This window comes from Pseudoalteromonas sp. S2893 (genome assembly GCF_005887105.1).
Lineage (GTDB): Bacteria > Pseudomonadota > Gammaproteobacteria > Enterobacterales > Alteromonadaceae > Pseudoalteromonas > Pseudoalteromonas atlantica.
This window is the reverse complement of the sequence record NZ_PNCY01000065.1, coordinates 1-13,582: the sequence shown is the minus strand read 5'-3', so window position 1 is coordinate 13,582 and position 13,582 is coordinate 1. Positions and strand designations below refer to the sequence as shown.

Below are 13,582 nucleotides of genomic sequence, written 5' to 3'. Positions count from 1 at the left end.
CAGTAACTAAGTAGCTTGGCTGTTAGAACTCAATCTGTACGAGTGCCCACACAGATGATTGCTTTATATTGTTAAAGAACGTTGCGATTAAAGCGTTAAACTTTATCTCGCTAGGGCTGCGCATCTTACGCCTTCCTATTTTTTTGTCAACACTTAATTTTGTTAAACTTGAAAGTTTTTAAAACTAAGTTTTACTCAACTCACTGAGTAGCTCGTGCCTCGCTATGCGTTGCGCTCTGCCGTCTCAGTGGGGTCGCATTATAGGGAGATCCGAAAACAGATCAACCCTTTTTTGAAGAAAACTTGAAATAAATGACTGTTCGCTGAGTATTTGAGCTAAATGCGCTAAAAACACAACATAACTAGCACTTTATTAACATTTTAGGTGTATTAATTGGTTTATATAGAGGGTTTACTGAAATAACTTTATATACAAACTAGCACCCCACACGATCGTAAGGATCATTAATGAGAGTGTTACTGCTGCAGATCCCATATCTTTTGCACGCCCCGATAATACATGGCGCTCTGTACTTACGCGATCAGTGAGCGCTTCTATTGCTGAATTAAGTAATTCCACAATCAGTATGATCAGTAATGTACTTACTAACAATGCCCAATGTAATAACGATGAAGCTAGCCAAAAAGAAATGGGTAGCAAAATAATGCTAAGTAGCAACTCTTGCCTAAAAGCCGCTTCTTCTATAAAGGCCGCTTTAAAACCAAGGTACGAACAATACGTTGCTTTAAATATACGCTTTATACCAAGGCCGTTAGGTTTAAATACATCTTTCATTATTAGCTCTATTTACTGTGGTCAAAATAAAGCCCCGCAATTGCGAGGCTTTTTTTAGTTAGGCAATACCGTATTGATCTCGATATGCTTTAACTGATGCTAAATGCTCGTCCATTGTACCTTGGCTCTCAAGGTAGCTAATAAGATCAGCTAATTTTACAATAGAGATCACTTTGGTATTAAAGTCGCGCTCAACCTCTTGAATAGCTGAAAGCTCAGCTTTGCCTTTTTCTTGGCGATCAAGTGCTATTAGTACACCACTTAGGTCTGCGCCGTTATCGGCAATGATTTCCATTGATTCACGAATCGCAGTGCCTGCGGTGATCACATCATCCACCAGCATAATTTTGCCCGTTAATGCAGAACCTACTAATGTACCACCCTCACCATGTGCTTTTTTCTCTTTACGGTTAAAGCAATAAGGTACATCTTTATCATGGTGATCTGCCAGCGCTACTGCGGTAGTAGTTGCAATAGGAATACCTTTATAAGCTGGGCCAAATAAAACGTCATATTCTATTGCTGCGTCTTCGAGGGCTGATGCATAAAAACGACCCAAACGTGCTAAATCACGTCCTGTCTTAAAGAGGCCAGCATTAAAAAAGTATGGGCTTGTACGACCTGATTTAAGGGTAAACTCGCCAAATTTTAAAACCTGCTTTTCTAAAGCAAATTCAATAAACTCTTTTTGATAATCTTTCATTGGGGTTCTCGCTTATGCTAACGCTTGTTTTTGAACGTCAATAATTTCACGGATTGAATGTTTAGCCAGTGTAAGTAGCTCATCTAATTCGTCGAACGAGAATGGTTCGCCCTCTGCGGTACCTTGCACCTCAATAATTTTACCTGTTTCAGTTAAAATTACGTTCATATCGGTTTCGGCTTCAGAATCTTCAAGGTACTCTAAATCACTAATTGGTTGGCCTTTATAAATACCTACCGAGATAGCAGCAATCATGTGCTTAAGTGGGTTTGAGTTGATCATTCCTTTAGCGCGCATGTGAGTAAGTGCATCAACTAAAGCAACGCATGCACCACTAATAGATGCAGTACGTGTTCCGCCATCAGCTTGAATCACATCACAATCAATTGTAATGGTGTTTTCGCCAAGCGCTTTTAAATCTACTGCAGCTCTTAATGCGCGAGCAATTAAGCGTTGAATTTCCATAGTACGACCGCCTTGCTTGCCACGTGCTGCTTCACGTGCGTTACGCGTATGCGTTGAGCGCGGTAGCATACCGTATTCAGCGTTGATCCACCCTTTGCCTTGGCCTTTCATAAAACGTGGTACACCTGCTTCAACCGTAGCAGTACAAAGTACTTTGGTATTACCAAACTCAACAAGTACTGAGCCTTCAGCGTGTAATGTGTAATTACGTGTAAATGATACCGGTCTAATTTGGTTAGGTGTTCTTTCGCTTGGACGCATTGACGATCCCCTTAATTCTGAATTTGCGACATTATAAGTGCATGAGCGGGTAGATGCCATGCTGATTGTAAAATATTCAGCGTAATAAATTTTCTCTAGAGGTTAAGCAGTGTTACGGTATAATCATCGCAATATTGTATTAATAAATTTTAGGAACTTATCCATGATCCACAGTATGACTGCTTATGCGCGTCGCGAAATTAAAGGCGATTGGGGCACTGGCACCTGGGAAATTCGTTCAGTAAACCAGCGCTACCTTGAAACGTTTATTCGCGCACCAGAGCAATTTCGTGGCATGGAGCCGGTAATTCGTGAGCGTTTACGTAAAAATTTGCAACGCGGTAAAGTTGAAGTATTTTTAAAGTTTGTTGCAAATCCAGCACACGTGGGTGAGCTATCAATTAATGAGTCACTTGCTGAGCAACTAATAAATAGTGCTAAATGGGTGCAGCAACAAAGTAGTGGCGACATTAACCCAGTTGATATACTGCGCTGGCCTGGCGTAATGGAAGCACAGGAGCTCGATTTAGATACCGTTAATAAAGCACTTATAGCGGGCTTTGACCAAGTAGTTGAAGATTTTAAATCAGCCCGTGGCGATGAAGGCGCAAATTTAGAAGAAATGATTGCCACTCGCCTTGATGCCATACTTGAGCAAGTTACTGTAGTAGAAAGTCACTTACCAGAAATAGCAAAGTGGCAGCGTGAAAAGCTTAATCAAAAGCTTGAAGACTTAAAAACCGACATTGACGAATCTCGCCTTGAACAAGAGCTTATTTACCTTGCGCAAAAGCAAGATGTTGCCGAAGAACTCGACCGCTTAAAGTCGCACGTAAAAGAAACTAAAAAAATTCTTAATAAAGGTGGCGCGTGTGGCCGCCGTTTAGATTTTATGATGCAAGAGTTTAACCGCGAAGCAAACACCCTAGCCTCTAAGTCTATTAATAGCGATATTACTAATGCAGCTGTGGAGCTAAAAGTGCTCATTGAGCAGATGAGAGAGCAGATTCAAAATATTGAGTGATCGTACTTGTGTGCTACTTACTTGAGCACAATTAGTTAAATAAAGTACAATAACGTAATTAAAGGCTTGGATTATTGATTTAATCCAAGCCTGTTTATTTTAAGTAGAGAAAAACATGGCTCAAACTCGCGGAAATTTATTTATTTTATCGGCGCCTTCTGGTGCGGGTAAATCTAGCTTAATCACGGCGTTACTAAAAAGACACGCAGATATGAAAGTATCGGTCTCGCATACCACTCGAAGCCCTCGTCCTGGTGAAGAAAATGCGGTGCATTATCACTTTGTAAGCGCCGATGAATTTAAAGCATTAATTGCCAAAGATGATTTTTTTGAATGGGCGCAAGTATTCGATAATTACTACGGTACTTCAAAGCAGGCTATTGAGTCGCAGCTGAATGCCGGTATTGATGTATTTTTAGATATTGACTGGCAAGGTGCGCAGCAAGTGCGCGAAATTATGCCAAGCGTACAAACAATTTTTATTTTGCCCCCTTCTAAAGCAGAGCTTGAGCAGCGCTTAAATAACCGAGGCCAAGATTCTGCAGAGGTCATCGCTGGGCGTATGGCCAAAGCGCAATCAGAAACATCGCACTACAATGAATATGATTATGTTGTAGTTAATGATGACTTTGAAACAGCCCTTAGCAATATTGAAACTATCGTATTAGCGCAGCGCTTAACGTTAAAAGCACAAGCTAGCCGTCATCACGATTTAATTACAAACTTACTTAAATAAGCCATTTATGCCCTTTACAGGGAAAACTGGTAAAAATTAACCACTGGCTATTGGCGAAACAAGCTGCTTGCAGTAAACTACGCCTTTGCTTTTAAATTATTTTGGAGTGCTGAGATGGCTCGCGTAACAGTTGAAGATGCAGTAGATGCAATTGGTAATCGTTTTGACTTAATTTTAGTTGCGGCTCGTCGTGCCCGCCAAATTGCTGTTGGTGGTAAAGACCCACTAGTAGACGCTGAAAATGACAAACCAACCGTTATCGCTCTACGTGAAATCGAAAAAGGTTTAGTTGATAGTTCATCAATGGACGTTATTGACCGTGAAGAACAACAACACCAAGAAGCAGCTGAATTAGCTGCGGTTGCTGCTATTGTTGGCGGTAATCAATAATCAACCACCCGGTTTGATTTAGTCAACGGCTCAGTATTTCTACTCTAGCCGTTGGCAATCCCCTCTTTTCATCGTATATTCTATTACTTACCGTTACTTATTGCTTCACGAGAACATTGGAGTGTGAATGTATCTTTTTGAAGGTCTTAAAAAGAAAATATCTGAATACTTGCCTGCTGCTGAAGTAGAGCTAGTGCAAAAAGCCTACGTGGTAGCCCGAGAGGCTCACGAGGGGCAAACTCGCTCAAGCGGCGAGCCGTACATTACTCACCCTGTTGAAGTAACCCAAATTCTTGCTGGCATGCACCTTGACCATGAAACACTTATGGCCGCGCTAATGCATGACGTTATTGAAGATACCGACTTTAGCCAACAGGACTTAGCCGAAATATTTGGCGATACGGTTGCCGAACTTGTTGAAGGGGTAAGTAAGCTCGATAAGCTCAGCTTTAAAGACAAAAAAGAATTCCAAGCTGAAAACTACCGAAAAATGATCATGGCTATGACCCAAGACATTCGGGTTATTTTAATTAAACTGGCCGATCGTACTCACAATATGCGTACATTAGGCGCTCTGCGCCCTGATAAGCGCCGTCGTATTGCCCGTGAAACACTTGAAATTTACGCACCTATTGCAAACCGTTTAGGTATTCACGATATTAAAAATGAGCTAGAAGATTTAGGTTTTCAGGCTTTATACCCTATGCGTCATCGCGCACTTAAATCTGAAGTGGCAAAAGCGCGAGGTAATCGCAAAGAAGTTATTTCTAACATTCAAACCGAAATAGAAGCACGTCTTGAAGAGTCTGGTATTAAGGCGACGGTTTCTGGGCGCGAAAAACACCTCTATAGCATTTATAAAAAAATGCTAAATAAAGAGCTGCTTTTTAATGAGGTAATGGATATTTACGCCTTTAGAATAAACGTAGATGCAATGGATACCTGTTATCGCGTGTTAGGTGTAGCACATAACCTGTATAAACCTATCGAAACGCGTTTTAAAGACTATATTGCCGTACCTAAAACAAATGGTTATCAGTCTTTGCATACGTCATTAGTAGGCCCACACGGTATTCCGGTAGAAATACAAGTGCGTACGCATGACATGGATCACATGGCCGATAAAGGGGTTGCTGCGCACTGGATGTATAAAAAAGCCGGTGATGGCGCGGGTAACACAGCTCAACAGCGTGCGCGTCAATGGATGCAAAGTTTGCTGGAGCTTCAGCAAAGTGCCGGCTCATCATTCGAATTTGTCGAGAACGTTAAAACCGAGCTGTTCCCAGAAGAAATATACGTATTTACCCCCGATGGCCGCATAGTAGAGCTGCCAATGGGCGCCACCGCGGTTGATTTTGCTTACGCGGTGCATACTGATGTAGGTAACACTTGTGTAGGTGCAAGGGTAAACCGTAAACCTTACCCGCTAAGCAAAGCCTTAGATACTGGGCAAAGTGTTGAAATTATTACCAGCTCGGGTGCACACCCTAATGCAACGTGGCTGAACTTTATAGTTACAGGTAAAGCCCGTTTAGGGATAAGAAACTACCTTAAGAGCCAGCACCAAGAAGAAGCATTGTTATTAGGCCGACGCTTACTCGATTCTGCCTTAGGTGAAAATAAGCTCGACAGCATTGCGGATGAAAACATAGCCCGCGTACTCGAAGAGCACGAACTATCTACAGTATTAGAATTACTGGTAGAAATAGGCGCAGGTAACTTAATGAGCGTGTTAATCGCTAAACGCTTATTGCAAGAAGAAAGCGACGACTTGTCTGATATTAGCAAACAAGCCAAAGCAACCATTATTGGTACCGAAGGCATGTTGGTTAATTATTCTAAGTGTTGCCGACCTGTACCAGGGGATGCCATCACTGCACATATTAGCCAAGGTAAAGGGCTTACCGTTCACCGCCAAGAATGTAAAAATATTCGCGGCTGGGAAAACGAACGCTCAAAATACCTGGTTGTAAAATGGGATGACAATCCAGAAAAAGAATATATAGCTGCGCTACGGGTGGAAATAATTAATCACCAAGGGGCTTTAGCTAAACTCACAAATGTTGTTGCTACAACCCAAGCCAACATTGTTGAGATCACTACCGACGAAAAAGAAAGTAATTTATATGTGATAGACTTGGGCGTTACCGTTAAAAACCGCGTCCACGTTGCTAATATTATGCGCCGCATTCGCGTGATGCCTGATGTGCAAAGAGTCTATCGTAAAAAGTAAAATAGGAAACTCATGAATAAAGCATTTATTTCTACCGAAAAAGCACCTGCTGCTATCGGCACTTATAGCCAAGCGGTTAAAGTAGGTACTGCCGTTTATTTATCTGGACAAATTCCACTTGTTCCAGAAACAATGGAAATGGTTTCAGAAGACTTTAGCGAGCAGACACATCAAGTATTTAAAAACATTACAGCGGTGTGCGAAGAAGCAGGCGGTAAAATCCAAGATCTTGTTAAAATTAATATCTACCTAACAGACTTATCAAACTTTGCCACTGTTAATGAAGTAATGAGCCAATATTTCAAGCAGCCTTATCCTGCCCGTGCAGCACTAGGTGTACGTGCTCTACCAAAAGGCGCACAAGTTGAAATTGACGGCATTATGGAACTTCCTTCAACTAATTAATAAATACAGAGCTATAAACCCCCTTTATAGCTCTATTTTTTACTGCTAGCCTTTGTTTATCGCCCTTTCTTGACTCACATGTAAATATCTAGCACTCTGTAATCATGCAATAAAATCAATCTTAACTTAAGTAGTAGAAAAGGATTAACTAGTGTTTAAGCTTGCCAATAATGGGAACGTATTACTTGATGTAAGTAAGCACGCTCCACCTAGCGCCGCTTTTATAATTGATGCACTCGAGAAGTCGACGTTTTGCGAATGCAAAATTGACCACGAGGCTATTGATAATTTTTTTAAAGCGCAAAATAATGAGCCAACCTTGGTTGTAGCAAGTAAGCACGATGCATCGCTTGTGGTAACGTTAAGTGAAGATAAAATGCAAGCCATAGGTGAGCTAACCTTAGCTTATGGTGGTAAAGTACTTTCGTTAGAAGAGGGCAAAAAACAACTGATAAAAGCAGGGGTTGTACGTGGTTACAAACAAGCTTTTTTAGAGCAGCTTTTAGATAAACAATTTAACTTCCCCCCAGGTACAGTGGCAAAAGGGATTCTAGCCAAAGGCCGCCTACCAGCAGAAGGCACAGCAACAAAATTTGTAGCTATGGTAGAAACCCTCAAAGATCGCCTAAAAGCACCAAAACTGAAGGAAGATGGCAGTGTTGATATGCGCGACTTTGGTAAACTGGCAAGCGTAGAGCCCGGCACTGTACTGATCCGCCAGCAACCTGCAACTCCCGGTAAAGAAGGATTCACTGTAGTAGGTGACATACTACCGGCTAAACCCGGTGAAAATAAAAAGTTAGTGGCAGGCGAAGGCGCCGAGATATCAAAAACAAATCCGCTCGAGCTTGTTTCTACAACAGCGGGGGTCCCCGTAGAAATACCTAACGGTATGCGAGTTGATGATATTTTTACCATCTCTGATGTAGATGTTAAAAGCGGCCATATTGATTTTGAAGGCAGTGTTATTGTGACTAAAAACATTGACCCAGGAATGCGAGTCACCGCAAAAGGCGACATTACTGTTTTTGGCACGGTCGAATCTGGCGAATTATCAGCCGGCGGAAACATCACTGTAAAGCAAGGCATTATTGGCCATCAAAAGCTCGAAGATAAAACATTGTCGTGCTCTATTAAAAGTGAAGGTGATGTTCATGTATCTCACGCACAATACTGTTATATGCAGGGCAAAAACATCTTTATAGACCGCCAAGCCAGCCATTGTGCTATTAAAGCAAAACACTTATTACAAGTTGGCCAAACAGAGTTACCCAAAGGGAAAATTTTTGGTGGAGAGATTCTTGATGCAACCGTGTTAATTGCTGGCGAAATAGGCAATGAATCAGGTGCAAAAATGGCTATCAATTTAGCCGCATCCGGCGCTGAAATAACGGCCGACACAGATAACTGCTTTAAAGACTTAGCAAAAACCGATGAGCAGCTTGATACCCTTCAAGCAGCACTAGAAAAAGCAGATAAAGTAAAAGATATAGAAAAGAAGAATCTGCTCATTAAAAAAATTGGCGCAACACAGCAGCATTATTGCCAACAAGCAGAGCAGCTAGAGAAAAAGTTATCTAGCCTAGATCATGAACTCCACGACCTACTAAGCGATGCAAATCTCGTCGTTAATACATCATTACACTCAGGGGTAGAGATCCATATTTTTGATAAAGTATTAAAAACTACCCGCAACTACCCTCCTTGCAATATAAACCTACAAAACAATAAAGTAGAAATAAACTTTAAAACACATTAGGGCGCATTAAGCGCCCTTTATAATTTACAGTAAGCCACTTACCGTATCGTGCGTTTGCTTTGGCCATACACCTACTTGGACTTGTCCAATATGCTGCTTTTGCAGTAATAACATTGCTAAGCGCGATTGCCCTATTCCGCCACCAATTGTTTGTGGGAAAGCCTCTTCTAATAATGCTTTATGCCAATCGAATGCTAGGCGTTCTTCATCGCCTGTTATGCTCAATTGCGCTTTTAATACATCAGGGCTTACACGAATACCCATAGATGATATTTCAAAGGCATCTTCTAACACTGGGTTCCACACTAAAATATCGCCATTTAATCCTGTGTATCCGTCAATCGTTTGGGTAGACCAATCGTCGTAATCTGGAGCGCGTACATCATGGATTTTACCATCACCTAATGCACCACCAATACCAATTAAAAATACCGCACCGTACTCTTGTGCAATGGCTTTTTCGCGTTGCTTTGCACTAAAGTCAGGGTACATTTTGCGTAATTGCTCACTGTGTATAAACGTTATTTCACTAGGTAAGAATGGGGCTATACCAAAGCTTTCACTTACAAACTGCTCTGTTTGCTTGATGCCAGTGTAAATGGCTTTAACTGTATCTTGTAATGTAGAGAGCGTACGTTCAGTACGTTGGCAAATTACCTTCTCCCAATCCCATTGATCAACATAAACAGAATGTATTGGGCTTAATGAGTCTTCATCTGGGCGCAACGCTTTCATTTGCGTATAAATACCTTCACCTACAGAAAAGCCATAAGTCGCTAGCGTTTTACGTTTCCATTTAGCAAGCGAATGAACAACTTCATAACTGCTATCGGTAATTGCTTTTACGTTAACAGCAACTGCATTCTCGTGGCCGCTCAGGTTATCTTGTGTGCCATCACCTACTTTGGCCAAAATAGGAGCCTGAACTTCAACTAACCCTAGTTGCTGCTCTAATTGCTGTGAAAAAAACTGCTTAACTTTACTTATTTGCTGCTGTTGCTGCACATAGTGTGAACTCATAATAATTGGCCTCATTCCCAGTTATTGTTACTTGCTTATTAATGAAAAAACACCCTGCAGGCGCCTTTAATGATGTTACTGTAACGATTTAAACTTTTAATTCAATAACCCATAATAAAAATAGCTTTAATATGCAAAATCGATTAATTTACACGGTATAAAAATGTAGATTCACTAATTTAAGTAAGCAAAAATAATGGAAAATTATCAAATCGATAATCTCGATAAACAGATACTTCACGCTCTAATGGCCAACGCCCGCACAGCCTACGCAGAATTAGCTAAACGGTTTGCTGTAAGTGCCGGCACAATTCACGTACGCGTAGAAAAAATGAAACAAGCGGGCATCATTACCGGCACCCAATTAAGCATTAGTACAAAGCAACTTGGTTACGATGTATGTTGCTTTATCGGTATTAACTTAAATAACGCTCGCGACTACCCTGAAACACTGATTAAACTAGAAGCATTAGAAGAAGTAGTTGAAGCTTATTACACAACGGGTAACTACAGCATTTTTATAAAGGTAATGGCCAAGTCTATCGACCATCTGCAAGACGTGCTCATTAATAAAATACAAGCTATAGAGGCTATTCAATCAACCGAGACCCTAATCTCTTTGCAAAATCCAATTAGCCGCACAGTAATGCCTTAATAGATAAAATTACGTATAATTATCAAAAAAGAGGATCACCATGCAGCAAAATCGCTACCAACGAATAAAAGACGTGCTCTCACGTCGCCAAACAGACTTAACGGTCTGCCTAGAAGACGTACATAAACATCATAATCTCTCAGCTATTGTAAGAAGTGCTGATGCAGTAGGTTGCCATCATGTGCATGCTGTATGGCCAGAAAACCAAAAATGGCTGACCAATAATACCTCTGGCGGCAGTAAAAACTGGCTAGAAACACACCTGCATAAAAATATTGATGATGCTGCTGCGATGATGCGCAAGCACAACCCAGATGTACAAATATTAGCAACACATTTGAGCGAAGATGCTGTAGATTTTAGAGAAATCGATTACACAAAACCCACAGCTATAATCGTTGGCCAAGAAAAAACGGGGATTTCTGAGCACGCGCTAAAGCACGCCGATCAAAATATTATTATTCCTATGCAAGGCATGGTGCAGTCACTTAATGTATCAGTAGCTGCTGCGCTTATTTTATTTGAAGCACAGCAGCAACGAGAAAAAGCAGGGCTATATAAGCGCGATATGCTAAGTGAAGAGATTAAGCACCCTATGTATTTTGAAGGGTATCACCCAGTTATTGCTAAGCAATGTAGATTAAAAAACCTACCTTACCCACCACTCGATGAAGAAGGTGAAATAGTCGCTAACGAGCAGTTTTGGCAAGCTTTAAAACATGCTTGATGCTTAGCAAACCTGTGAGTACACTTAACTCATTCACAAATAAACAGATTTGAGCCTACATTGTCTAAACCTAGCTTAAGCCAATACCCTATTACAGAACTTAAAGGGGTAGGACCAAAAATGGCCGAACGCCTACAAAAGCTAGGTATAGCTACCGTGCAAGATATGCTCTTTCATTTGCCTTTACGCTATGAAGATCGTACCCGTATTTATGCTATTAACGATGTTACTTTACACAGCCACTGTACTGTTGAAGCAACAATAGAAACAAGCCAAGTGACCTTTGGTAAACGGCGTATGTTAGTGGTGCAAATAAACGATGGTACAGGTAGGCTTACTTTACGGTTTTTTAATTTTACAGCAGCGCAAAAAAACGCATTTAGCAGTGGCAAAATAATCCGTTGCTTTGGTGAGGTAAGACGCGGGCGCGTTGGCTTTGAGATGAGCCACCCAGAATACAGCATTAGCGATACCCCAAACGAGCAACCAACCGCCGCAACACTAACCCCCGTGTATTCAACCACCGAAGGCTTAAAACAATTATCAATTAGAGCGTTAAGTGAACAGGCCATCGATTTATTACATAAGTATTCTGTTGAAGAGCTTATCCCTGAAAAATGGCAACCGTCACATATGCAATTAAGTGAAGCTTTATTGCTACTTCATCGCCCTGCGAATGATGTTGACATTATTTCGCTTGAACAAGGCATGCATCCGGCACAACAACGCTTAGTATTTGAAGAGCTACTTGCCCAAAACTTAAGCTTATTAAAAGTACGCGAGCAAGGGCAGCAAGTAAGTGCAGTTTCCCTAAGTCCTATAAATACATTAGAGAGCCAATTTTTAGCGCAACTCCCTTTTGCACCGACTAATGCACAAAATAGAGTTGTAGCCGAAATAAAAGGGGATTTACAGCATGCCTACCCCATGATGCGATTAGTACAAGGTGATGTAGGCTCAGGTAAAACACTGGTTGCAGCATTAAGTGCATTAACAGCAATAGCACAAGGTTTTCAAGTTGCCCTGATGGCACCTACAGAAATCCTTTCTGAACAACACGGAATAAATTTCAAGCAATGGTTTGAAAGTCTTGGGATTAACGTTACCTGGCTAGGCGGTAAAACTAAAGGAAAAGAGCGTACTAATACACTTGAAAAAATCGCCTCAGGGGAAGCGCAAATGATAGTGGGCACCCACGCCCTATTTCAAGACGAGGTAAAATTTAATAACTTAGTATTGATTATCATAGATGAGCAACATCGCTTTGGTGTTCATCAACGCCTCTCACTGCGTGAGAAAGGCAAATTTGGTAATTGTTATCCTCATCAGTTAGTCATGACTGCAACCCCCATTCCGCGTACATTGGCTATGACGGCCTATGCCGATTTAGAAACCTCAGTGATAGATGAGTTACCACCTGGGCGCACACCTATAACCACTGTTGCCATTCCTGATACACGCCGAGACGATATAATAAACCGTGTTAAGCTTGCCTGTAATGAACAAGGCAGGCAGGTTTATTGGGTATGTACCCTTATTGACGAATCAGAAGCCCTACAATGCCAAGCAGCTGAAGACAGCGCATTACAATTAAAAGAGGCGTTGCCAGAGCTTAATGTCGGGCTCGTTCATGGCCGTATGAAAGCCGCTGAAAAACAAGCAATCATGAGCGACTTTAAAGCAGGCAATATTCACGTACTTGTTGCAACAACAGTAATAGAAGTAGGTGTAGACGTACCTAATGCCAGTTTAATTATCATAGAAAACCCTGAGCGATTAGGGTTAGCACAATTACATCAATTACGCGGGCGCGTAGGACGAGGAGCCACCGCTTCGCATTGCGTACTGTTATATCACGCCCCTCTTTCTCACACAGCTCAAAAACGTCTAGGCGTATTAAGAGACAGTAACGATGGCTTTGTCATCGCAGAGCGAGATTTAGAAATACGTGGGCCAGGTGAAGTGCTCGGCACTAAACAAACTGGCTTAGCAGAATTTAAAATAGCGGATCTTACTCGAGATAAACACACGCTAAATCAAGTCAGGCCCATTGCACAACAAATGCTAAAGCAAAACCCCGACCTTATAGACCCTTTAATTCATCGCTGGCTAGGTAATAAATCTAACTACGCACAAGCATAATTACGCTAAAGTACTCGTAAAGCTCACTGCTGAAACGCTATATTTACCATACAAAAATGTGCGGCGAGCCTTATCCGCGGGTTTCGTGATACTCAACCCACGCTACGGAGGTGGTGGAGACTGTGCGAATAATATCTGGAATGTATTTTTACTTTTCTGCAGACGTAAAAAAGCCCGGCTCTTTCGAGTCGGGCTTTCTTGTATTTGGAGCCTGGGGATGTCGTGGTGCCCACAGCGGTAGAGAGTCACATAGCAAATGGGACATT

The 13,582-nt window shown here is 41.5% G+C and carries 13 protein-coding genes; 9 read left to right on the top strand and 4 right to left on the bottom strand.

Annotation, left to right across the window (positions count from 1 at the left end):
• Nucleotides 1–412: 412 nt before the first annotated feature.
• From CWC04_RS18800 to rph, 3 genes are read right to left on the bottom strand one after another with little or no spacing between them, the layout of a single operon-like run.
• On the bottom strand, nucleotides 413–796 hold the full coding sequence (locus CWC04_RS18800) for a diacylglycerol kinase (RefSeq protein ID WP_138686155.1): 384 nt from the start codon (nucleotides 794–796) through the stop codon (nucleotides 413–415).
• A gap of 58 nt (nucleotides 797–854) precedes the next feature.
• Nucleotides 855–1,499, bottom strand: coding sequence for an orotate phosphoribosyltransferase (gene pyrE / locus CWC04_RS18795; RefSeq protein WP_138686154.1), 645 nt, complete (start codon nucleotides 1,497–1,499; stop codon nucleotides 855–857).
• 12 nt (nucleotides 1,500–1,511) lie between these two features.
• Nucleotides 1,512–2,225 carry a ribonuclease PH gene (gene rph / locus CWC04_RS18790; RefSeq protein WP_004588248.1) on the bottom strand — a complete coding sequence of 238 codons (714 nt, stop codon included), beginning with the start codon at nucleotides 2,223–2,225 and terminating at the stop codon, nucleotides 1,512–1,514.
• Nucleotides 2,226–2,388: 163 nt separating this feature from the next.
• On the opposite strand from rph, the gene CWC04_RS18785 reads away from it, so the two are divergent.
• From CWC04_RS18785 to CWC04_RS18760, 6 genes are all read left to right on the top strand, one after another.
• Nucleotides 2,389–3,249, top strand: coding sequence for a YicC/YloC family endoribonuclease (locus CWC04_RS18785; RefSeq protein WP_024032427.1), 861 nt, complete (start codon nucleotides 2,389–2,391; stop codon nucleotides 3,247–3,249).
• Between the two features lie 115 nt (nucleotides 3,250–3,364).
• Nucleotides 3,365–3,985, top strand: coding sequence for a guanylate kinase (gene gmk, locus CWC04_RS18780; protein WP_138686153.1), 621 nt, complete (start codon nucleotides 3,365–3,367; stop codon nucleotides 3,983–3,985).
• A 114-nt stretch (nucleotides 3,986–4,099) separates the two neighbouring features.
• Entirely contained in the window at nucleotides 4,100–4,375 is a 276-nt protein-coding gene (gene rpoZ, locus CWC04_RS18775; protein WP_004588253.1) for a DNA-directed RNA polymerase subunit omega, read from the top strand.
• A 127-nt stretch (nucleotides 4,376–4,502) separates the two neighbouring features.
• Nucleotides 4,503–6,608, top strand: a complete 2,106-nt coding sequence (gene spoT / locus CWC04_RS18770; RefSeq protein ID WP_004588254.1) for a bifunctional GTP diphosphokinase/guanosine-3',5'-bis pyrophosphate 3'-pyrophosphohydrolase — start codon at nucleotides 4,503–4,505, stop codon at nucleotides 6,606–6,608.
• A gap of 12 nt (nucleotides 6,609–6,620) precedes the next feature.
• Nucleotides 6,621–7,013: a deaminase RidA gene (gene ridA / locus CWC04_RS18765; protein WP_004588255.1), complete on the top strand. Its 393-nt coding sequence runs from the start codon at nucleotides 6,621–6,623 to the stop codon at nucleotides 7,011–7,013.
• Between the two features lie 151 nt (nucleotides 7,014–7,164).
• Entirely contained in the window at nucleotides 7,165–8,772 is a 1,608-nt protein-coding gene (locus CWC04_RS18760) for a flagellar assembly protein A (RefSeq protein ID WP_138686152.1), read from the top strand.
• A gap of 24 nt (nucleotides 8,773–8,796) precedes the next feature.
• Here the strand turns inward: CWC04_RS18760 and asnA are convergent, their stop codons facing one another.
• Nucleotides 8,797–9,792, bottom strand: coding sequence for an aspartate--ammonia ligase (gene asnA, locus CWC04_RS18755; protein WP_138686151.1), 996 nt, complete (start codon nucleotides 9,790–9,792; stop codon nucleotides 8,797–8,799).
• 196 nt (nucleotides 9,793–9,988) lie between these two features.
• Between asnA and asnC the strand changes: the two genes are divergently transcribed.
• From asnC to recG, 3 genes are read left to right on the top strand one after another with little or no spacing between them, the layout of a single operon-like run.
• A complete protein-coding gene (gene asnC, locus CWC04_RS18750) occupies nucleotides 9,989–10,447 on the top strand; it encodes a transcriptional regulator AsnC (protein WP_004588258.1) in 459 nt (152 codons plus the stop codon).
• A gap of 40 nt (nucleotides 10,448–10,487) precedes the next feature.
• Nucleotides 10,488–11,174, top strand: coding sequence for a tRNA (guanosine(18)-2'-O)-methyltransferase TrmH (gene trmH / locus CWC04_RS18745; RefSeq protein WP_004588259.1), 687 nt, complete (start codon nucleotides 10,488–10,490; stop codon nucleotides 11,172–11,174).
• A gap of 60 nt (nucleotides 11,175–11,234) precedes the next feature.
• Nucleotides 11,235–13,316: an ATP-dependent DNA helicase RecG gene (gene recG / locus CWC04_RS18740; RefSeq protein ID WP_138686150.1), complete on the top strand. Its 2,082-nt coding sequence runs from the start codon at nucleotides 11,235–11,237 to the stop codon at nucleotides 13,314–13,316.
• The last annotated feature ends 266 nt before the right edge of the window (nucleotides 13,317–13,582 follow it).